Annotated in this window: 18 protein-coding genes and 4 tRNA genes; 10 read left to right on the forward strand and 12 right to left on the reverse strand. The window is 65.3% G+C overall.

What is annotated here, in order from left to right; genetic code table 11:
* Positions 1-10: 10 nt before the first annotated feature.
* The 4 genes from acpS to ACWDXS_RS18840 are packed head-to-tail and all read right to left on the reverse strand — an operon-like array spanning position 11 to position 4,319.
* Complete coding sequence (acpS, locus tag ACWDXS_RS18825) at positions 11-412, reverse strand: holo-ACP synthase (RefSeq protein WP_378988749.1); 402 nt, start codon at positions 410-412, stop codon at positions 11-13.
* Positions 409-1,311 carry a hypothetical protein gene (locus ACWDXS_RS18830; RefSeq protein WP_449967216.1) on the reverse strand — a complete coding sequence of 301 codons (903 nt, stop codon included), beginning with the start codon at positions 1,309-1,311 and terminating at the stop codon, positions 409-411. Before ACWDXS_RS18830 ends, acpS begins: the two co-directional genes overlap by 4 nt.
* On the reverse strand, positions 1,308-3,440 hold the full coding sequence (locus ACWDXS_RS18835; protein ID WP_449967219.1) for an MMPL family transporter: 2,133 nt from the start codon (positions 3,438-3,440) through the stop codon (positions 1,308-1,310). The genes ACWDXS_RS18830 and ACWDXS_RS18835 overlap by 4 nt, the downstream gene beginning before the upstream one ends.
* Positions 3,441-3,446: 6 nt before the next feature.
* On the reverse strand, positions 3,447-4,319 hold the full coding sequence (locus tag ACWDXS_RS18840) for an alpha/beta fold hydrolase (RefSeq protein WP_449967222.1): 873 nt from the start codon (positions 4,317-4,319) through the stop codon (positions 3,447-3,449).
* A gap of 321 nt (positions 4,320-4,640) precedes the next feature.
* On the opposite strand from ACWDXS_RS18840, the gene ACWDXS_RS18845 reads away from it, so the two are divergent.
* The 3 genes from ACWDXS_RS18845 (at position 4,641) to ACWDXS_RS18855 (ending at position 6,040) form a co-directional block, all read left to right on the forward strand.
* Positions 4,641-5,246, forward strand: a complete 606-nt coding sequence (locus ACWDXS_RS18845) for a hypothetical protein (RefSeq protein ID WP_449967225.1) — start codon at positions 4,641-4,643, stop codon at positions 5,244-5,246.
* A complete protein-coding gene (locus ACWDXS_RS18850) occupies positions 5,246-5,629 on the forward strand; it encodes a hypothetical protein (RefSeq protein WP_449967227.1) in 384 nt (127 codons plus the stop codon). Before ACWDXS_RS18845 ends, ACWDXS_RS18850 begins: the two co-directional genes overlap by 1 nt.
* A gap of 195 nt (positions 5,630-5,824) precedes the next feature.
* Complete coding sequence (locus ACWDXS_RS18855; protein WP_378988737.1) at positions 5,825-6,040, forward strand: VOC family protein; 216 nt, start codon at positions 5,825-5,827, stop codon at positions 6,038-6,040.
* A 461-nt stretch (positions 6,041-6,501) separates the two neighbouring features.
* On the opposite strand, the gene ACWDXS_RS18860 is transcribed toward ACWDXS_RS18855, so the two are convergent.
* From ACWDXS_RS18860 to ACWDXS_RS18875, 4 genes are all read right to left on the reverse strand, one after another.
* Complete coding sequence (locus ACWDXS_RS18860) at positions 6,502-7,902, reverse strand: FAD-dependent oxidoreductase (protein ID WP_449967230.1); 1,401 nt, start codon at positions 7,900-7,902, stop codon at positions 6,502-6,504.
* 13 nt (positions 7,903-7,915) lie between these two features.
* Positions 7,916-8,833 carry an AurF N-oxygenase family protein gene (locus ACWDXS_RS18865; RefSeq protein WP_449967233.1) on the reverse strand — a complete coding sequence of 306 codons (918 nt, stop codon included), beginning with the start codon at positions 8,831-8,833 and terminating at the stop codon, positions 7,916-7,918.
* Between the two features lie 137 nt (positions 8,834-8,970).
* Positions 8,971-9,801, reverse strand: coding sequence for a PucR family transcriptional regulator (locus ACWDXS_RS18870; RefSeq protein ID WP_449967235.1), 831 nt, complete (start codon positions 9,799-9,801; stop codon positions 8,971-8,973).
* 74 nt (positions 9,802-9,875) lie between these two features.
* A complete protein-coding gene (locus ACWDXS_RS18875) occupies positions 9,876-11,057 on the reverse strand; it encodes a serine hydrolase domain-containing protein (RefSeq protein ID WP_378988731.1) in 1,182 nt (393 codons plus the stop codon).
* Positions 11,058-11,148: 91 nt separating this feature from the next.
* On the opposite strand from ACWDXS_RS18875, the gene ACWDXS_RS18880 reads away from it, so the two are divergent.
* Complete coding sequence (locus ACWDXS_RS18880; protein WP_378988729.1) at positions 11,149-11,835, forward strand: TetR/AcrR family transcriptional regulator; 687 nt, start codon at positions 11,149-11,151, stop codon at positions 11,833-11,835.
* A gap of 102 nt (positions 11,836-11,937) precedes the next feature.
* On the opposite strand, the gene ACWDXS_RS18885 is transcribed toward ACWDXS_RS18880, so the two are convergent.
* Both ACWDXS_RS18885 and ACWDXS_RS18890 read right to left on the reverse strand, forming a co-directional pair.
* Positions 11,938-12,204: an HIT family protein gene (locus tag ACWDXS_RS18885; RefSeq protein WP_449967239.1), complete on the reverse strand. Its 267-nt coding sequence runs from the start codon at positions 12,202-12,204 to the stop codon at positions 11,938-11,940.
* A gap of 622 nt (positions 12,205-12,826) precedes the next feature.
* A tRNA-Val gene (locus tag ACWDXS_RS18890) sits at positions 12,827-12,901 on the reverse strand.
* A gap of 410 nt (positions 12,902-13,311) precedes the next feature.
* Here ACWDXS_RS18890 and ACWDXS_RS18895 point away from each other — a divergent pair.
* The 5 genes from ACWDXS_RS18895 (at position 13,312) to ACWDXS_RS18915 (ending at position 16,070) form a co-directional block, all read left to right on the forward strand.
* Positions 13,312-13,383: transfer RNA gene (locus tag ACWDXS_RS18895), tRNA-Gly, on the forward strand.
* A gap of 40 nt (positions 13,384-13,423) precedes the next feature.
* A tRNA-Cys gene (locus ACWDXS_RS18900) sits at positions 13,424-13,494 on the forward strand.
* Position 13,495: 1 nt separating this feature from the next.
* A tRNA-Val gene (locus ACWDXS_RS18905) sits at positions 13,496-13,570 on the forward strand.
* Between the two features lie 180 nt (positions 13,571-13,750).
* On the forward strand, positions 13,751-14,824 hold the full coding sequence (gene mraY / locus ACWDXS_RS18910) for a phospho-N-acetylmuramoyl-pentapeptide-transferase (protein ID WP_378658313.1): 1,074 nt from the start codon (positions 13,751-13,753) through the stop codon (positions 14,822-14,824).
* A 52-nt stretch (positions 14,825-14,876) separates the two neighbouring features.
* Positions 14,877-16,070: a hypothetical protein gene (locus tag ACWDXS_RS18915; RefSeq protein WP_449967243.1), complete on the forward strand. Its 1,194-nt coding sequence runs from the start codon at positions 14,877-14,879 to the stop codon at positions 16,068-16,070.
* Here ACWDXS_RS18915 and ACWDXS_RS18920 read toward each other — a convergent pair.
* Positions 16,036-16,989 carry a hypothetical protein gene (locus ACWDXS_RS18920; protein WP_378988723.1) on the reverse strand — a complete coding sequence of 318 codons (954 nt, stop codon included), beginning with the start codon at positions 16,987-16,989 and terminating at the stop codon, positions 16,036-16,038. The genes ACWDXS_RS18915 and ACWDXS_RS18920 overlap by 35 nt on opposite strands.
* Before the next feature lie 374 nt (positions 16,990-17,363).
* Here ACWDXS_RS18920 and ACWDXS_RS18925 point away from each other — a divergent pair, with 374 nt between their 5' ends.
* Complete coding sequence (locus tag ACWDXS_RS18925) at positions 17,364-19,394, forward strand: hypothetical protein (RefSeq protein ID WP_449967247.1); 2,031 nt, start codon at positions 17,364-17,366, stop codon at positions 19,392-19,394.
* A gap of 173 nt (positions 19,395-19,567) precedes the next feature.
* Here the strand turns inward: ACWDXS_RS18925 and ACWDXS_RS18930 are convergent, their stop codons facing one another.
* Positions 19,568-20,512 carry a LysR family transcriptional regulator gene (locus ACWDXS_RS18930; protein ID WP_378988719.1) on the reverse strand — a complete coding sequence of 315 codons (945 nt, stop codon included), beginning with the start codon at positions 20,510-20,512 and terminating at the stop codon, positions 19,568-19,570.
* Positions 20,513-20,561 lie beyond the last annotated feature (49 nt).

Consider the following 20,561-nt stretch of genomic DNA (forward strand, 5'->3'; position numbering starts at 1 on the left):
TTCTCGTAGTTCAGAGGGGGTCGATCGTGGTGGTGAATTGCAGGGCGACCATCGCGATCGCGTAGTCGCCGTCGTGGCTGAGGCTGACCGAGCCACCGACACACCCGTGCGCCAGTGCTGCGGCCCTGGTGTGCTCGTGTAACCGCAGCATCGGCCGGCCGTCGTCGTGGCTGACGGTCTCGATCTCGCGCCAGCGCAGCGTCGGTAGCGCTGAGGCCAGCGCCTTGAACGTGGCCTCCTTCGCCGCGAACCGGGCTGCCAGCGACGCGGTACCCGCAGTGCCTTGTGCGGCGCAGTAGGCGCGTTCGGTATCGGTGAAGACCCGGTACAGGAATCGCTGTCCGTGGCGGGCCAGCACCTGCTCGAACTGCGGTTGATGGACCAGGTCGACGCCGACTTGCGCGAAGCTCACGTGCGGATGCGGTCAGCGGCCAGATAGTCGGTGAGCATGGCGTTGAATGCCGTTTCGCGACCGTGCAATTCGGTGAGCAGTCGAGCCAATCGCGCCGGGCGCGGTGCCGCGTTACCCGAGGCGATCTCTCTGGCCATGGTGTGCGCCAGATACCAGCGTCGCGACAGTCCTGCCAATGCTTTGGCCACATCGGGAGCCCACGACCGGTCCAGGCCACCGACCAATTGCCCGAGCACGAGCCGTTCGGCGGCGACATCGGCGACATCGGCGACGCCGTCACCAGCTTCCACGTCCACCGCGAAAGCGGCGGCGATGCCGAGTTCGCCGCGGTGAGCCGCGACTTCGGTAGCCAGCAGCTCGATGATCTCGGCTTGATCAGCGGGCCGACCGGCGAGGCCGGAGCAGACAATCGATACGCCTGCTCCAGCCTCGCTCATCCGCGACGCGGCGTAGGCGGCCAGGTTCATCCGCCGCGGTTGTGGATGGTTCATGGCATCGGCAACGACCACGTAGTCGTCATGATGTTCGAGCACGGCAACGGCATGGGTGAGGTGCTCGAGATTCTCATACGGCGACGGGATGTCGAACGAATCCAGCCCAACGATCAGATCGCCTGCCGCAGCGAGGATCTCGCGCTCGAATCGGATCGCGTCCGACCAATCGGTATGGTGATGCGAGTTCAGCGACAAGCCGGTCACCCGTGCGGTGTTGGCCACCGTGCGCTCGCCACCGGTGAGCCGAGTCGCACTCCGGCGCCCGAATCCGAGCGCCGGGCCGAGTGCACTCAGCGGTTCGGCGACACCCCGTTTGCCGAGGATGTTCGCCAGTGCCTGCAGGAAGCACGTGGCGAACGGGGTGTCGCCCTGCATGGTCAGCCCACCGCCCAACGCCCCGATCATTCCGATGCCTCCTGCAGTACCCGAATCTTGCGCAGCGGCGCCGGGAAGTACCAGTTCCAGCGGCCGAGCATGGTCATCGTGGCGGGGACGAGGATCAACCGGGTGATCGTGGCGTCGACCGCGACCGCGACAGCGCAGGCGATGCCGAGCTGCTGCACCACCGGAATACCGGTCACCCCGAAGGCGGCGAATACCGCGATCATGATCACCGCGGCGCTGGAGATGACGCCGGCGGTGCTCCCGACGCCTTCGGCGACCGCACGCCGATCGTCACCGGTGGCTTCCCACCGTTCCCGGATACGAGACAGCAGAAACACTTCGTAGTCCATCGAGAGGCCGAAAACGACAGCCAGGACCAGCGGTAGCGCCAGGCTCTGCACGTGTCCCAGCGGCTCGATGCCGGTCAGGTCCTTCAACCAGCCCCATTGGAACAGTGCGACGATCACACCGAATCCCGCGCCCACCGAGAGCATGTTGGTGACAATCGCTTTGAGCGGAAGCACCAGACTGCGCAGCAGCAAGGCCAACAGCAGATACGACAGCACCAGCACGAGAGCTGCCACCATCGGCAGCCGCTCACGAACGAGATCGATCAGGTCGACGCCGCTGGCGCCGGCGCCACCGACAGCGACCTGTGCGGTGCTCTCGAATCCGGTGGCGGGAACGATCTCGGAGCGCAGCGATCGCACAAAGGCGCGCGCGGCATCGCTCTCGTAGTCGGCGCGCAGCACGACAGCCAGCACACGGATGTCACCTTCGGCGCCGATAACCTCTGCCGATTCGACCAAGGAGTCAGCGCGCAGGGCAACAGCCAGTCGTCCGGTGTCGGCATCGACCGCACCCCCCTCGCGGGCTTGCAGGGTGATGACGACAGGCGCGTCAGCACCCGGCCCGAGCAGCCGGTGCGCGGTTTCAGCGGCCTGGCGTGCCGAATTCTGCCCCGGCAGCTGACGCAAGGTGTCATCGCCCATCCGCAAGGACAAGACCGGCGCGATGAGCAGCGCGAGAACGCCGAGCGCGAGAACCGTCGCAATGACCGGTCGTTCGACGACACGGACAGTCCAGCGGTACCAGAAGGTTGATTCCAGGGGTCGTTCGACCGCGCCGGCCTTGACTCGGCCGATCCGGGTGGCGAGCAGCTCGAGCAGCACAGGCAGCAACGTGACAGTCACCAGTACAGCAACGCAGACCACCAGCACCGCGCCGAGCGCCATGGAACGCAATGCCGCGTTGTCGATGATGAACACACTGCTCAGTGCCGCGACAACCGTCGCGCCGCTGGCTACCACCGCCATCCCCGACGTGCGCATACTGATGGCGCGAGCTTCCGCTACGCTCGCTCCGCCTCGCAGTTCCTCCCGGAACCGCACCACGACGAACAGCGCGTAATCCACCGCGACGCCGAGGCCGATCATCGACGACATGTTCACCGCGAAAACAGACATCAGCGCGTGTTGGGAGATCAGGTAGATCGCCGCACCGGTGACCGCCAAGCTGACGCCCGCGATCACCAGCGGCAGTGCCGCGGCCGCCAACGAGCCGAAGATGACCAGCAACATGATCAGAAGGACCGGCATGCCGATCATCTCGGCCTGTTTCAGACCGCTTTCGGAGACGTCGTGCAGCGCCGCCGCCTGGGCTCCGCGCCCGGCGACCTGAGTCCGGCAACCCTGCTCGCCCGACGACTCATCGAAATGATGGGTGAGGTCGCGACCCGCGTCGATCGCACCGTTCCATCCAGTCGCCACATGCAGTGGAATCGCCAGTTCACGGCGCCCCGCCGCGGCAGCCTGTTGCGCCGCGACCGCCGCGGTCGCGGGTACCGAGACGGCGCTGCCACCAGCGCCGACCTGGGCCAGTGACCGCTCCAGTTGCCTGCCCGTCGATTCCGGGGCGACGTCGCTGTCGCACCGGATGACCAGCAGCAGCTGTTCCTGGGACAAGGCCGGGAAATTCTCGGCAACCAGTTGCTGAACCTGCTGGGATCCGCTGCCCGGAACCTCGTAGCCGCCGGCAGTGAGCCGGTCGGACTGGTGCAGCATCAGCGGCAACGCGGCCGCGACCAGCAGTAGCCATGCCGCGACGACCCACCAGCGGTACGCGCCGGTGAGCTGAATCAGTTTCCTCACCTGCGGCTACTTCGCCCGAGCTTCGGTGGCGGCGACGAATCCCGCGACCGAGGACTGGAATCGGTCGGTAGCCTCGAAGAACGGCAGATGGCCACAGCCTTCGATGATGTCGACACTGGCCTCAGGCAGGATTTCCGCCAAGGCGTGCAGCGAGGCAGGGCTGTTGCAGAAGTCGTCGTCGCCATTGAGAAGCAGTGCGGGCGCGGTGATCGAGCGCAACAGATCCGCGTCATCGCTCGCATCGATCGACTCACGCAAGTTCTCGGCGAGCTGCTCGGCCGTGTTCATCGCCAAGAAGCGCTCACGCAGCGCCAAGTAAGTGGCGTTGCCGCCGAGCGCGAGCATCTTGTCGCCGAACACCAACGGATAGATCTGATCGAAAAGTGCTCGCGGACCGCCGGTTTCGACAGAGGCCAACCAGGACTTCGCGATACGACGACGACGATTGGAGCCCCACGGGCTCAGCGGCGTGCCGATCAGCACCAGCCCGGCGACACGATCAGGGTGTGCCACCGCGAAATCACGACAGATCAACGTCGAGATGGATGTACCGACCAGGTAGGTCTTCTCGATCCCGAGGTGATCGAGCAGCGACAGCAGATCGTCGGTGTGTTGACCGAAGCCGAGCGCGGCATCGCCGGAAGTTCCCTGATTACGCAGGTCGTAGGTGAGGACCTGGTGGTCTTGCACAAGATTGCCGGTAAAGGCACGCCACGCCGTACTCACCACGTAGATCGTGGACACGAAGGTAATGCTGGGGCCCTGCCCCTCGACCTCGTAGTACAGCTCGCAACCATCGGCCGTGCGATGGACCGGGCTACCCTCCCGATAGCTCAAATCCACCGCTTCGATGCGGTCAGCTTCCATCATGTTGCTCATCTGCATGCCCCTTGCGCACAGCAAAGCAGAGGCGCACAGCGCCTCCACTTCGACCTGAGAAAGTAGAGACCCCACCCCGGGGTTCCACATGTCATCGAATTCAGGAATCCAACTGACCCAACGGTTTACGCCGTTGAAGCCCGGCCACAGTCGGCCGTCATCCCCCGTTACCGATCTGCCCCTCAGTAACGCCTGTGACTTTACGTCACAGATATTGAAACCCGCAACGCGACAACACCGTGCCCGCCCTCACACTCGATGCCGTAGCAAATCCATCGTGATGACAGTCTCAGCAACGAACATCAAGCGTCAGATCTCGACATGGCTGATTGCCATGGTCTTCCCACGCAAACACGAAACTCTCACTCCCCAAACAGGCCGCCGCGGCGGGGATCCGGATCGCGTCATCGTCGCCGCACCGACCCCGATGGTTTCGCCGAATCCTGGACCTACGACGGCGAAAACAACCACCTCGCCCACACCAACCGCAACGGCGGCACCACTCGCTACACCTACGGCGGGTTCGACAAGATCACGACCCGAACCGACCCTGACGGCTCAACCACCCGACATCTGTACAACTCCGAACGCCAACTGACGGCCGCCATCAACCCCCTCGGCCAACGCTGGACCTACCAGTACGACCTTGCCGGCCGCCTGACCGCTGAAACCGACTACACCGGCGCCACGACAGCATTCACCCCCGGCGAACACACGAACCTGCACCCCCGCACGGGACTTCCCGACCCGAACCGGATCGTATCCGAAGACGGAACCCGCAGCATCCGGCTCGGAAATCATGAAATGAGCAGCGGGCCAACCAAATTTCACTACCACGAAGAAACATGGACCTACAATCCATCCGCAAACGCGTGGCACCTCGACAACCGAGTTGTCCGAGTGCCCTTCCCGAAGGGAACATGGTGATGCTGGTTACCCTGCTGACCGACATGCCGACCGGCACATCGGGACTGGTCAGATCACGCAGCGGCGACTGGCCCGCAGTGTGGGCCGGACGGAACCCCGGAGTAGCGGGCGTCCAGTACGACGTGGAGATCGAACTGGGCGACGAGGTCTCAGAAATTCATGTTTATGATTCCGATGCACCTGAAGAGGGAATCTATCTGAAGGATGGTCAACTCATGGTTTGCTGTACAGTCACAACCATTTTCGACGACGGAATCGTTGCACTTGACCTTAAATCCGGAAACCTTCTAATCGAAGCCAGCAATCCACTCCCCACACTCCGTGTCGGTCAAGTAGCTTGCGCTTCTCCCAGCGAAATATCCTTATTCCCAACCGACATCTGAGCCTCACTCCATGGGATGGGGGTGCCGGACTGGTCAGCACGCCGGCAGTGATCGAGGGTTCACCGATGCATGTCGAGGCGGTCGGAGCCTGCCAGCGAGAATGACAGAACTCGGCGCCCGCGTTGATCCCAGGGGTTCCGCATGCATCTTCGTGAATCAGCCTCCCGTCCAAGCAAAGCCGCCTACGTTGATGCCGTGAGCCACCGCAGCCGCCTGTGCCACATCGTCATCGACGTCGACGACCTCGACGCCGAAGTCCACACACTCGAAGCACTCGGAGCCATCCGCTACGACCACCAACGCGAGCGCCGATTCGAATTCTGGATCCTGCAAGACCCCTGGAAGAACGAATTCTGCTTGCTGCACACCGAATTCCCCACGCTGCTGTCCCAGCGGCCGACATGGACCTAGCAGCTCGCACCGAAATCGAAGACGCCCGTCCGCGCGACATCGGCAAAGATCAGGGTTCACCGCGTACCGAGGGGCACACGATTTGAGCGAGATCGCACTCGATCCGATCGCGAGCACGCGAGAGCTCGACCGGGTGATGTGGGTCCAGTCGCGCGGGCTATGGGACCTGCGGACTAGTTCGAGAACCCGGCATCGGCTCAGCAATGAATGCCCTCGAGCGCGGAAGCGCCCTGCCGATCGTCCCGGATCTGCCCGTTACCACGATCATTGAGATTCTCCTTGCCAAAGCGGGCAGTAAATCAGCCCCCAGTCTGTGGACCCCCAACTCAGGACAGGACAAATGCCCGCTGGCTGCGATCCGATCGCTGCCCCGCCGAGGTCACGATGCCGACGCGGTAGCTGCCCGCGAGGGCGCCGAGGACCCGCTTCGACCTCATCTGCCACTGTTCCCGCCAGGTCAGCTAGCCATTGTCCGCCACGATCATGTCGACTGTTTGTGCTGCACAACGCCGGTTCTCGCCCACCCCACCGCGCCCGCCACGCTTTGCCCAGCCGACGACGTAGAGCCCCTCGATCGGCTCACCACTCACCGGCGAGACGACCCGGCCATGATGGTTGTCGACAGCGCCGTCGGATCTCAACGCAACACCCGGCAACGGTTCACAGGTGAACCCCGACGCCATGATGACCGAATCGGCGGTGACGACGTTTCCTGCCGCGGTCTTCAGTCGGACTCGACCACCGGCGGCGACCTTGTCTGTGTCGAGGCGAATGCGGCCCTCAGCCGTCGTCAGCGCGGTCACTTCCTGTCCGAAGATCAGCTCGACCGACAGCCGCGCTGAGCGCGTCGGCGCACTGCCCTCTCGCGCGAATGCGGATAGCAGGCGGGCGAGTGGATCCTTCGAGTCGACACCGATCCGCGTCCCACCGGTGTCGACAGAGATATCGACATCGAGCTGGCTCAGTTCGTGCAGCGCTGAGAAGGTGAATGAGGGCTGAGACGCCGACGAACGTGCGACGATGACCACCCGGCTGATCGGCGCGCCTGCCCGAGTAAGGATCCGTCGCTTGGCGATGGTCGTGGCGATATCCAGCGCGACATTCCCGCCACCGACGATCACCGCGGTCGGTCCGGCCAACAGCCCGACCGGTCCGGTGCCGTCTGTTTGTGCGGCGTAGGCGGCGGCCAGCACATCGATGGCTTGATGGACATCCGTGGTTGCCGCCGCGGCGATCTCTCGCGGCCGAGTGGCTCCGTGTGCCAGAACCACCGCGTCGTATCGCTTCAGAAGCGATTGCATCGTCACCTCGACACCGACACGGGTATCGAACCGGGTCTCCACCCTGGGGTCGGCGAACGGCACATCGAACAAACGGGCCATCTGCCGGATCCCCTGCTGATCTGGTGAGACCGCGGTCCGCAGCAGCCCGCCAAAGTGAGAGCTCTGTTCGAACACTGTTATCTGCACAGAGCTGGAGCGTTGCAGCAGCTCGCGCACCGTGTACATCGCGGCCGATCCGGCGCCGACGATCGCGACGCGAATCGGGCCCGAGCCCAAGGCTGTCGGGATCACCGGTGTAGTGATGCGCGGTGATCGCGATGTCGCGAGCAGGTCGAAATACACGCCGCTTTGCTCGGCGTACGTCTGCTCGGTCTCGGTCAGCGCCGTGTCGGGCTTGATGGCTTGTGCGGGGCACGCATCGACACACGCCGAGCAGTCGATGCACGCGGCAGGGTCGATATACAGATGCTCGACGAGCTCGAATTCCGGTTCGCCGGGTGCGGGATGGATGCAGTTCTGCGGGCAGACCTGCAGGCAGGACCCGTCTTTGCAACAGTGCCCGAGAATCACGAAACTCACTGCGGGTCGCCTTTCACAGCAGGTTCGACTTGCGGTAGATGGTGCGTGCGACCGTATTCAGCAGTCCTTCGCGGGCGAGGAACTCCACCAGGGGTGCAGTCGCCCGGCGGAACATCATGCGATGCTGCTCGTTTCGGTCGATGTCGTCCTTCACCGCACGCCAGTCGAGCCCGAGATCCAGGTAGACTTTCTTGTTGACCAAGCCTCTGGCGATGACGTGCGCGCCCACGGCGATCAGAACAGCACTGACATTGCGACGAACCGACGAGACACTGCGCAGGTGATCTCGGATCTTCTGGCGCGCAAAGCTCATGTGACGCGATTCCTCTGCTACGTGCACGTGTGAACTGCGTCGGACCGCGGGAGCAACTCGGTCGTCGATCGACCAGTCGCGTTGCATCACATCGAAGATCTCCTCGCCCGCCAGGACGATTCCGTAGGCGACCTCTCCCCAGGCGAAGGTGCGAAACAACCAACCAACGACGACAAGCAGACGATCCAGGGGGCTGTGGCGCTCACCGAGGCGTTCGATCGCAGCGACGAACATCAGCGAGTGCAGGTTCTCGTCGGCGCATTCGTTGAACAAGAACTTCACATCCGCACGTGTCGGGTCGACGCTGTGATTGCGGCGGAGCAGAACGATCTGCAGTGCGACTTCCAGCCAGATCGCCACGCCGAGAAAGTGAGAGACCTCGCGTCGGGTCAGCTGCATCCGCTCGGTCTCGGCCATCCGATTCCAGGTCGGTGTTCCATAGAGCGGGGACCATTCCGGCGTCATCCCATACCAGTCAAGATCGATGTGGGCGTCGGTTGAGTCGTTGCGTAGGTCGAACGAGAGCCGTTTCGCGGACTCGAAGAGTTCTCCGTACAGGGGTGTGGAATCTTCTGGCGTGGGCATATCAAACTCTCCAAATCGACGCCCGTGCAGCATGGTTCGCGTGCACGACTATCCGAGGACTCGGGTGCGTCAGTTCCAACGGTGATTTCGGCTCGTTAGTTCGTCATCCGACGGGTATGTATACGGCCGATCGGTACATCTCGTGCACCACGAGCAAAACCTGGCGAACGTCAGCGAATGTCAGGAACGTCGTGGTGGACATGTTCGGCTCGAACGAATGTCCATGCGGTCAATGCAGTGAACAGTCGCCAGTGAGAGGCATGCGTTCCGGGCAGGCCGGTCAGGGCCAAGATCCGGCGCATGCGGTAGTCGACGGTGTTGGGATGTATGCACAATCGACGGGCACTTCTTTTGCGATCGAATCCCTGGCGAACAAGCACCTCCAAGGTCTGCAGCAGCTCTGGGTGCTCATCGAGAGGCTTTAGAAGCGACATTAGGTGGTCGCGCCCAGGTCCAGGGCGCGTGACCTGGTACTCCACAGCCAGTTCTCCCAGCCTGTAGAGCTGCGGCTCCTTGCGGAGGCGGATGGCGAGGTCGAGTAATTCGTGAGCGGTCCCGGCCGCTTCCGAGATCGAGGCGGTCGCGGACTCGACGGCGACCGTAGTGGTGGCCTTTCGCGCGGCCGCAGACAACAAGGCGGGCAGGTCACCGATCCGACGACCCAGGTCCGAGGAAGCAGGAATCAGGATCGTGCCGTAACCCGGGCCCAAGAGTGCCGGTACCGGAAACCCGCATTCGGCCGCCAGGCATCGGCGGATGTCGCCCAGCCGAGCCTCGGAGATCGCGGTCGCCCGATCGGTCAGGGCCGCGTCCGGCGGTGGGGAGAATCCGGCAGCGACGACGACGAACGTGCTGGTGGTGGGGATCTGGAAGTGTCGGGCGATCGATAGGTTGATGCGGCTGCCGGACAGCAGCGACATCGCGAACTCGTTGAGTGCGGCAGCTGTGGCGCTGTCTTCCGAGTGCATAGGTGCACGGAGGTTGTCATCGATTGTCAGCATCAGATCTCCAGTCGCGCGTCACGTCCGGTCCCGGGCCCCGCTACGGGACCGGACGTGTTGTCATCGGTTCGAGGTCATCGCTTGGCGGCGGCGTCGGCGATGGCGCGGAAGGCGTGGATGGCTTCGCCCATGTTGACTTCGGAGTTGAGGTCTTCGCTGTTCTTGACGATCACGATGCCGTCTTTGGGCGAGACGTAGATGAACTGGCCGAGGATGCCGATCGCGGAGTAGTCGCCGCGGTCGCCGTCACCGAGCCACCACTGATAGCCATAGCCGTAGTTGTTCTCCGAGCTTTCGGGCTTGTCGGGGCGCAGGTTGTGCGGCTGCAAGTGCGGGGCGGAGGCGTGGGTGGAGTCTTTGACCCACTGCGCGGGCAGGACCTGCTTGCCACCGGCCTGGCCGTCGCGTAGATACAGCAGCCCGAACCGGGCGAAGTCGCGAACAGTCGCGTGATAGCAGCAGTAGCCGACGGCGTTACCCTTGTAGTCCTTGCCGATCAGCGCCGAGGTCTCCATCCCGGCCGGCTTCCAGATCCGATCCTCGACGTAGTCCGAGAGCGACTTACCGGTTGCCTTCGACACGACCCAGCCCAGGACGAAAGTGTCCATGGAGTCGTAGTTCCACTTGGTTCCCGCGGGCCGCTCGCGTTTGATCTCCTTGGCCTGGTCGGTCAGCGACGTGCCGGCAACCATGCGGATCGTGGTGGCGGTCGAACCCTTGGTGGGGTTGGTGTAGTCGGTTTCGTCGTAAGCGGTGCCCGACGACATCTGCAAGACGTTGCGGATACTTACCCCGTTGTAGCCACTTTTCGCCAGGTCCGGGACGTATTTGGTGACCGGGTCGTCGATCGAAGCGATCCGCCCCTCCGACACCGCGATGCCCAGCGCGGCGGAGGTGATGGACTTTCCGACCGACCACGAGTTGAAGCGGCTGGTGGCCGAATAGCCGCCGAAGTAGCGCTCATCGAGGATCTGGTTGTCCTTCATGACCAGGAATCCCCTGGTCGAAGAACGATCGAGATAGTCGGCGACAGTGCGGGTCTTGCCGTTGTATACGTAGGTCGCATCGAGGGCTTTGAGCCCCTGCGCGGTCAGTGACTCGGGCCGGTTGGCGGCGTCTGCGGTGTCGGTGAAGTAGAAGGGCACGTGCGGCAACAGGGGCAACGGCAAGGCGCCGTCGGCGTGTGCGGGTGCCGCCCACGGCGCCGACAGCACCGCCGCCGCCGAGATCGCGACGACCAAACTTCGCTTGAACATTCTTTCTCCGTTCATGTGAGGTGGCCAGAATGCAACCATTTGTCACCACTGGTGTCAACAGTGGTGCTTAAATCGCAGGTATGCTGACGCCATGCCGACCAGTCCTGCCGCCCCTACCCGAAAGCGCCGTCCACGAGGTGTTCTCACCCCGGATCGGATCATCGAGGTGGCGATGGGAATCATCGAAACCGACGGCTCCGATGCCCTCACGTTCCGGCGGCTCGGCACAGAGCTCGGAGTCGACCACACCGCGGTCTTGCGCCACTTCCGCGGCAAGGACGATCTGATGCTCGCCCTGGCAGACAGACTGATGGCCGAAGCGCTCAGCGGTGTCGAGGTGAGCGACGACTGGCGAGCCACCCTCAAAGGGTTGGCGCAGCGTGTGCGGCTCGCCTGTCACGCACACCCGCAGGTCGCAGTGGTGGTTTCCGGGCGGACCAGCCGCAGAGCATCGGAATTCGAAGGCGCCGAAATCGTCCTCGGCGCTCTGCTACAGGCAGGCCTACAAGGCCGCGAAGCCGCATCCTGTTACCGAGCCCTGGTCGAGATCGCACTGGCCTACGCATCCATGGAAGCCACACTCATGGCTCTACCCGCCGACTCCATGGCCGGTGACCGCGACGCCTGGAGCCGTGAATACCTCGCCTTGTCCCCGACTCGATATCCCAACATCGCCGCGGTCGCGCCACACCTGGCCGAGGTCGACGAGGAAGACCAATTCGACGTCGCGCTCGACCTGTTCATGGACGCCATCGAGGTACGGGCAGCTCGTAGGTGACATCGCCCCCTGCCCGTAGGTCGCACTCGAGAAGGTCGCTGTGCTGAACACGCAGAGACGTTCATTGAGCGTGATCGGCCTGGACCCGGTCGATGTAGGCATCTACACCCGGTACACCAGAGCCATCAACTGGAGATAGGCGTCCTCGGCGAGATCCCTCACCACGTGCTCATGATGGATCTTCGGAGCCACGAGCACGTGTCCCAGCACGGTCGGATACTTGCACAGAAACGCGATGTCGTTCTCGGTCTCGGCAACCACCTCGTGCCATCCGTCGCTCCCCGGGCCGGCGGCCACCTCGCAGATAAAACAGGAGCTCGACTGAACTCGATGCGCATATGCCACCACATCGAACGGAATACGTTGCATACCAAACGATTCTGCCGACTCAGCTAGGACGCTGCCACTCCCGGCTGAACCGCGCGGCAGTCACCTCGAACTGAGCATGCCGACTGCCGTCGTCCATCCACTCTTCGGCTGCCGAATACCGGCGTCAAAGCCCGATCCCGGCCGGCCCAGCCGGCCGAAGCGCGACTTATTGCCGGTCCGCGGGCAACGACCCTGCTCGTATTGCACGAAATCGGCCGGCCAACACGAAAGACGTACCCGTCCATCCATGATGCATAGTCCCAGTTGGTTTCAAGCCAGCAGGCCCAGGAAGACCTGCGACAGCACGTCGAGTCGGCGTGCCGACGCTCGACGGAGGGTTCCGAGAAGCAGATCCGGATAGCAATCGAAGACATCAACGCAGCGATGTGGCCATTCCGCCACGCGATTGAGCTGATTCGCGCCAGTTCGTCGGCTGAAGCTACCGAGCTTTATGCACCGCGCGGAGCGGGCAGGCGAAGGAGATTGTGACGGGCAACACTTCTCGTCGGGCTTGTCGAGCACGATCGGCTACCCCGCCCGTCAGCGTCGAAGCCCCCGAAACTGAACGCTATTGCACGTATATTACACGGCCATCGCCAAAAAGACTCCGACCTGCACTTTCTGGTGGTCCCAGCTGGTTTCGAACCAGCGACCTTCCGCGTGTGAGGCGGACGCTCTCCCGCTGAGCTATGGGACCGAACACTTGCCGGGCGGGTTTTGAGCCGCTCGAACGAGATGGAACATTAGCACGGGGGGCCGGGATGACACCAAATCGCCTTGTGAAGCGGGGTTTCGGCGAGGGGAACCTCGCCGGGTCGATGCTCGCGCGCGCGTGTACGCGCGGGCGGGCGATCGATGGTCCGCGCACTCGACGCTCGGGGAATATCATGGCTAGATGCGCATATCTATGTTTCAAAATGTGACCATCAGGAGTCGCTGGGCGGCGCGGAGGCGCGGCTCGATGTGGGCGACATGCGTGTAATTCATATTTAGGGCGGTTTACCAGGCGATTTGTAGTCTGCGTCGAACGTCGGCTAATGTTCTCCTCGCACCGCAGAGAGCAGCAAAGCCGCCAGGCCGAGCCGCTCCCCTAAGTGTGAAGTAAATGCGGATGTGGCGCAGTGGTAGCGCATCACCTTGCCAAGGTGAGGGTCGCGAGTTCGAATCTCGTCATCCGCTCGAGAGGTAGGTAAGGCACTAGCCCCATCCTCCTTTGTACGGTGGAGTGGCCGAGTGGTGAGGCAACGGCCTGCAAAGCCGTGCACACGGGTTCGATTCCCGTCTCCACCTCGCGCGATTAGCTCAGCGGGAGAGCGCTTCCCTGACACGGAAGAGGTCACTGGTTCAATCCCAGTATCGCGCACCACCGTACCGAGTCAGGCCCCCTTTCGAGGGGGCCTGACTTGTTTGCGTTACCGGTCCAGCGAGCCGAGCCTGTAACCCAGATCACTCTCGGCACGGATTCCCGGTGAGCTCCCCTAGTATCGGCACACGGCATCGCCGGGCGGGTCCGGTGCGGGGACCGGCGGCATGGAGGGGCAATCGAGTGAGGCAGATCCTGTTATCGGCGGGGATCGCTCTTGTCGTCACCATCACGCTCACACCGGGGCTGATCCGGGTCTTCGCGCGGCGAGGGTTCGGGCAGGAGATCCGGATCGACGGACCTGCCAGTCATCAGGCCAAACGCGGAACGCCGACGATGGGTGGGCTGGCGATCGGGGCCGGGGTGTGGGCCGGGTATCTCGGGTCGCATCTGATCGGGTTGCTGTGGGACGCACCGGGGCCGAGCGCGTCGGGCGTGCTGGTACTACTACTGGCGTCGGCGCTGGGTGTGGTGGGTTTCCTCGACGACTCCATCAAGCTGCGCAAGCACCGCAACCTCGGATTGACCGCGGCGGGCAAATACATCGGGCAGATCGGCGCCGCGGTGGTGTTCGCTGTGCTCGTGCTGCGGTTCCCCGGCGCCACGGGGCTCACGCCCGCCGGTCGCAACCTGTCCTACGTCCGCGACATCAACACCATCACCTTCGCGTCGCTGTTCTTCGTGGCATTCATCGTGTTGCTGGTGGTCGCGTGGTCGAACGCGGTGAACATCACCGACGGTCTCGACGGACTCGCGGCCGGGTCGATGAGCCTCACGCTCGGCGCGTACGTGGTGATCACGCTGTGGCAGTACGACAACTCGTGCGAGATCAGTCCCGGACGCGCCTGCTACACGGTGCGCGATCCGCTCGACCTGGCGATGGTCAGTGCCGCGGGGGCGGCGGCGTGCATCGGTTTCCTGTGGTGGAACGCGGCGCCGGCCAAGATCTTCATGGGCGACACCGGATCGCTCGGCCTCGGCGGGCTGCTGGCCGGGCTGTCGATCACCAGCCGCACCGAACTGCTGGCCGTGGTGATCGGGGCGCTGTTCGTCGCCGAGATCATGTCGGTGGTGTTGCAGATCGTGGTGTTCCGCACGACGCATACCCGGCTGTTCCGGATGGCGCCGTTCCATCATCACTTCGAACTCAACAACTGGCCAGAGACCGCGGTGATCATCCGGTTCTGGGTGCTGGCCGGGATCGCGTCGGCGACGGGGCTGTGCCTGTTCTACAGCGAGTACCTGACCTCGCTCTAGTTGTCGGGGCCTGCGGCTACGCTGACTCGATCGAGCGAGGGAGGTCGCCGCTGTGAGTGCCGAGATCGTCAGGCCACCGGGTCACGATATCGCCGCCGACGTCTCGTTCGAGCTCGAGGAGCTCGACGATCTGGTCGGCGAACTGCTCACCGACCATGCCGAACGCGCCGCCCGTGACGCGCGGATCGTCGCGCTGCGCCTCGGGATCGGAGGGCAGCGCCCGGAGACCCTCACCCGGATCGGCGCCCGCTACGACCTGGCCCGCGACAGGGTCCGCCAGCTGTACGCCAAAGCGGTCGGCCGGATCGTGCGCGACGCCGCCCGCGCCGGGCACCGGTCGGCGCAGGTGTTCGCGCACCGCTATCCGGTCGAGGCAGGTGATCTGCGTCTGGTGCGCATGCTGCTGGCCGAGACCTACGCGACCGATACCGACCTGGTGGCCATGGAATGGTCCTACCTCAAGCTCCGGCTGGCCGGACACGAACCGGGCGACGCCAAGCGGGTGGCCGGCTATGTGATGCAACGAATCCTGGGCTGGCAGAAGAAGACTGCCAGCATCTTGGCCAAGCTACAGGTGCCGGCGGACGGCGCCGACGATCTGCGGACGCTGCTGGCCGACGTGGAGTGGGCGACCGGATCGCCCGCCCCGCTGCCCACGGAGTCGGCGCGCGTGGCAGACGGTGACGACGACGGCCGCGGCCGGTTCTACTTGGCGAAAGCAGGCCGCGACGTCGCCTACGACTCGGCCATGGCGGCCCGCCTACTGCGAACCCTCGATGCAGACCCCGCGGTGGCGGCGTTCCAGGAAGAACCGACCGCACTGACCTATCGCTTCGCCGGCGAAGACCAGGTGCACTATCCGGCCGTGGCCGCACAGCTCACCGACGGCCGCGCGATGCTCATCGACGTGGTTCCGCTGGGCCGCACAGCCTTCCACCACAACCGGATCCAGAGCGAACTCGGCCGCGCCTACGCACGCGAGCACGGCTGGGGCTGGCTCGTCTGGACCGGGAGCGCGATCGGTACACCCCAGCTCGAAGCTCGCCCGGTCGACGCCTCGATCGAGCAACGCCTGGCCTCCGACCTGGACCAGGGCTCCTACGATCGACAGGCGCTGGCCACGGTCAGCGCGGACACCGGCCTCGACCTCCTCGACCTTGCCGGCCTCGTGCTCCGCAACGACTGGCAGTGGGACCGGTTGCCGATGCGGCTCAGCGCATCACCATCGCGCCGACCATCACGGTGAGGACCAGCAGCATCGCGCAGCAGGTGAGCCACTGCCACTGATCCAGGGTGCGATCCATCCGGCCGATGCTCGCGCGCAGGCTCGCCGCGACGCGCTGCTGGGCGAGGAGTTCGCTGCGCAGTCCGGCCATGGTGATGGCTTCGGCGTCGGCGTTCACCCCGGCCCGATCGATCCGGTTGTGCAGACGGCCGACCAGTCGCTGCTTGTCGCGCACGGCCTGGCGCGAGACCGCCAGCTCCACCCGCTGATCGCGCAATTCGGTGCGCTGGTGCTCGATCATCGCGGCCTGTGCCGCGGTGTGCCGTTCCCAGGTGCCCACGTCGGACCACCCTCCTGTCGTGAGATCCGCGTGCCCCCAGTGCATTGCGCCGGACACCCAGTCTTCGAGAAAATCACGCAACTCGGTGCCGCCGCCGGCCGGGGCGGCGAAACCGGTCTTGCCCGCGGCGAGCATGCCCTGGTCGATGCGGTAATCGGCGGCCGCGGGCGCGAAATCGGCGATGCCGACCGCGGGGACCAGCGGCACCCAGAAACCCTGCGGGCACACCCACAGCACATCGTCGATTCCGGCCGCCTGCAGGCGTTTCCGGTGTGCGCGGGCCGCGGTGATGTCGAGCGGGCCGCTGCGCACCTCGACCACGCAGCGCCGGTCGCCGCGGCGCCAGTAGATATCGACGGGGATATCGCCGATCTGTGCGTCGACCTCGGCCTCGTCGGCGCCCGCCGCCGTGAGCCTGCCGCAGATCCAGTGCTCGAGACGCTGCGTATTCCATTGGGTCGCCGCACATTCGGGGCAACCACAGCCATAGCCGGTGCGTTCGGTGACGGCGCGGCGACTGCCCTCGGAAATCCCCAGTTCGTCGAGCAGCGCTCGACGTCCACACGCCACCTGGGTCTCGCTCAGCCGCTTCGTCCTCACACCATCACTCCCTCACCAAGGGACCTGTCGTAGGCTCACGCGCACGTCCTGGACATCAGGTTCCCGCAGCCATCGAAAAGGCGCCAGCCCCCTTGACCCGCGTTCGGGTGCGTCATCGCCTGGTGATTGAGGTCACAAACGCGACTCTGCTTGTATATCAAGCCATTTCATTGTGCCAACGTCGCACGAAGACGCCTAATTCTTGATCATTTCGATACACAGACCCGGCCTGTTGCGTGTCCGTTTCATCCTGATTGAGAATCAGTTCGGCGCGTCGCGGAAGCGGTCACGACAACGCGTGCTGTTGCTCCGGTGGATATGATCGCTGCGGCCGAGGCGGGCACGCTCGGGCGACCACGGGAAGTAGGGTGTGCATGAACCACGCTGAGCACGACGAGTCCATCGGGTCGATGCTGGCGAGTATCGCCACGGCGCTGCGCGAAGTCAGCGACAAGCTCGATATCGTCGCCGCGCGGGTCCAGCTCGATGTACCCACCTTCCCGGTCGACGAGGATCTGCCCGACCACACCCGGATCAGGCGGCTGGAATCCTGGGCATTTCGTGCGTCACAGGACATTTCACGCCTGAGTTCCCGGCTCGACGCCCTCGACAACGACGGTGAGCCCGATTCCGGCCGTCCGGCGCGGAGCACGCCCAGCCGTCGCGAAATTCGCGAAGCCGCGGAGGCCGCCGAACGCGCGGCCGACGGACTCGACGACCACCGAGCGGCCCCCGAGTCATTACCACCTCATCGGGACCGCGATACCGACAGCTCCCGGCCCCCGCTCGAACGCCGCAACTCCCCTGTCCGGCCGGCCACCGATCACCTCGGCGACCCCACCGCGCTGGCCGCGACGCCGGTCCCGCGCACGGCCCAGGCCGAGGCGGCGCCCCTGGGTCAACCGGCGTCGTTCGATACCGACGCGATCGCCGCGGTCGGTGGCAACGCGGCCGCCGGCGAACCGTCCGGTCGCCGACCCGCGCCCGTGCGGCTCAGCAGTACCGGCGAGCGGGTCTCGGCGGGCAATGGGACCTCGACGAACGGAATCAACGGCACCGCGAAGGGTCTGGCCGGCGACATCGCGTCTACCCGAAACGGCACACCGGTGCCCGCCGTGATCGGCACGGTGCTGACGGCACCGGTCGTCGACCACGCGGCAGAAGCGAGTGCGCCGACAGCTTCGAAGCCCACCGCGACGGTGCTCTCCGAGGATCGCCTGTCCACGTCGGGTGTCGACAACAGCACGCCGTCCTCCGCAACCAACGACCCACTACCCGGGAGCGCGGAGGTGAGCGCCCTCGTGCGGGAGAGTGGCCCCAACGGGTTCGGGCTCGGTTCCGGTGCGATGAAGCACGTTCCGAGCTCGCCGGTCGACGACCGGTCGGCGCGGCAGGCGCCCGGAGATCCGCAGACGGCGGAGATCAGCCCCGATGCCGTGATCGAGCGGGCTCGCCCGGTGAAGAAGCCGACGGAGAGCTCGGCCACAGCAGACGGCAGACCGAGCGTTGCGTCGCCGGAGAAGCTGTCCACCAACGGGAACGGTGTCGCGCGGCCCGCGCCGACCGAACCCGTCTCTGCTGCCGAGGACCACCTGTCGTCGGGATTCACCGGCGAGCGATCCGCGACGCCGCCGAATGGCAAGCCGGTCAATGGATTCGAGTCCCACATCCCGCCGGCAGCTGAAGTCCGCCCGGACACCTCGGTGGATGCACAGCCCGCGGGCAACACTGCCAACGGCATCCACTGGTCTTTCACCGAGGAACCGGCGCCCCCCTCGTCGGCCCCGGACCGAAACGGACACGCCCGCAACGGCTTCACCACCGACTCCGCGCGCCGTGCCGAGTCCCTCTTCGACGATTTCACCCCGCGCGACCGCATGACCACCGGTGAATCATCCGAGCCACCGACCGTCTCCGGGCCGCCCCCACGCCTGACTCCACCGACAGAACTCACCACACAGCCGAACCAGGTGCCGGTGGATTCGGCGCGCACCCCCGGTCCGTCTCACGTCAACGGCGTCGGCCACAGCACCGCGTTCCCGAACGCCGATCGACCGGCGAACACCGCCGCCCTACCCGACCAGGAGCCGCGCAACAACCACGCGACGCTCACCGACCACGATCGTCCGTCCGCGGACTTCGATCCACCGACTCTCGGCCTGCCGACCGGACGCGACGGGTCGGCGAGCAGCCCCGATCCCCTCGAACGCCCGGCCGCCGACCCGGTTCCGCCCACCGCCACCGACTCGGCCGGTATCACCGTCACCGGCACCTACCGCGCCTTCGACATCGAACGCGCCCACGTCGACAAGCTGCAGGCGATGCTGGACGAGCTGAAACGCTCGGCCGGTCTCCCACCGGGCCGCCGCGACGTGTTCGGCCCGCCGACACCGGACGTGGGCTAGACGCACCTTCGCCTCCGCTCGGGACGTGAGCAGCAGAGAAACGCTGCGCGACGAGCATCCCAGGCGAATCGCCTCCTCCGATCCGACTGCGCACCACTGCAACCCATCAGGCGCGCGCGTCCATCTCGCACCGGTCACGTGCGAGCGGCGGACGAATGTTCCGGGGATGTCCGTCAGGCAGGTGTCGCCAGCGGAACCAGACCTGGACCGACCTCCGGCTTCGGAGGTTCGTGCAGGACGGTGCCGATCAGGTCGCGTAGGGCGCGATGACCGGCGTCGGCGGTGTTGCGTGGATGCCACGCCATGGCGACGACGGGGGCCGGTAGCGGCAGCGGGATCTCGAACATCGCCAAGCCGAGCGCGGCGCGTGCGGCGCGAGACACGAGTTCCGGTGCGGGGCAGATCAATTCGGTCGACGCGAGGGTGAGCAGCGCGGTGGGCAGGTCGGCGACGGTGGCGACCACGCGGCGGGTGCGGCCGTGCAGGGCGAGGCGGTCGTCGATCGGGCCGTGCGTGCGACCGGTGGGTGACACTTCCAGATGGCGTGCCGAGGCGTAGGCGGCGACGGTGGGGCGGTCGACGGCGAACGGGTGGTCGGGCGCGGCGACGCCGATCCAGCGGTCGGTGAACAGGCGCTTGACCACCGTTTCCGGGTCGGTCTGCCCGATCATGCCGACCTCGACGTCGACTCGGCCGTCGCGCAACGCCACCGCACCGTCGGCGGCATCGGCCGCGAGCAGCCGCACGGTTACCCCGGGCAGCTCTGCGTGGACCGCCGCCAGTAGCGGACCGGACAGGCTCGCGCCGACCGAATCACCCACGCGGACAACGAAATCACGATGCCTGCCCGGCCCGTTCCCATCGCGGGCGGTGAGCAACGACCGGCCCTGATCGACCAGGCTCGCCACATCGTGGCGCAATTCGAGGGCCCGCGGCGTTGGCACCATCTGTCTGCCCGAGCGAACGAGCAGCGGATCGCCGAGCACCTCGCGCAGCCGGGTGAGAGTGCGACTCATCGCCGAGGTCGAGGTGTGCAGTCGCCTGGCCGCCTCGGTCACGCTGTTGGTGTCGAGCAGCGCGTCGAGAGCGAGCAGCAGGTTCAGATCCAGCGCGTCCACGGGAGGATTATCACCAACGCACCGATCGCCGTCGGCGTTGCCGACGGCG

Source organism: Nocardia sp. NPDC003183 (genome assembly GCF_053590715.1).

Coding starts and splice junctions, on each gene's coding strand:
- ACWDXS_RS18840 (WP_449967222.1), bottom strand. CDS start 4,319: ATGAGCAACATGATGGAAGCTGACCGCATCGAAGCGGTGGATTTGAGC.
- ACWDXS_RS18850 (WP_449967227.1), top strand. CDS start 5,246: ATGCTGGTTACCCTGCTGACCGACATGCCGACCGGCACATCGGGACTG.
- ACWDXS_RS18865 (WP_449967233.1), bottom strand. CDS start 8,833: ATGCTGCACGGGCGTCGATTTGGAGAGTTTGATATGCCCACGCCAGAA.
- ACWDXS_RS18870 (WP_449967235.1), bottom strand. CDS start 9,801: ATGCTGACAATCGATGACAACCTCCGTGCACCTATGCACTCGGAAGAC.
- ACWDXS_RS18925 (WP_449967247.1), top strand. CDS start 17,364: ATGAACCACGCTGAGCACGACGAGTCCATCGGGTCGATGCTGGCGAGT.
- ACWDXS_RS18885 (WP_449967239.1), bottom strand. CDS start 12,204: ATGCAACGTATTCCGTTCGATGTGGTGGCATATGCGCATCGAGTTCAG.
- ACWDXS_RS18875 (WP_378988731.1), bottom strand. CDS start 11,057: ATGTTCAAGCGAAGTTTGGTCGTCGCGATCTCGGCGGCGGCGGTGCTG.
- ACWDXS_RS18830 (WP_449967216.1), bottom strand. CDS start 1,311: ATGATCGGGGCGTTGGGCGGTGGGCTGACCATGCAGGGCGACACCCCG.
- ACWDXS_RS18845 (WP_449967225.1), top strand. CDS start 4,641: ATGGCTGATTGCCATGGTCTTCCCACGCAAACACGAAACTCTCACTCC.
- ACWDXS_RS18880 (WP_378988729.1), top strand. CDS start 11,149: ATGCCGACCAGTCCTGCCGCCCCTACCCGAAAGCGCCGTCCACGAGGT.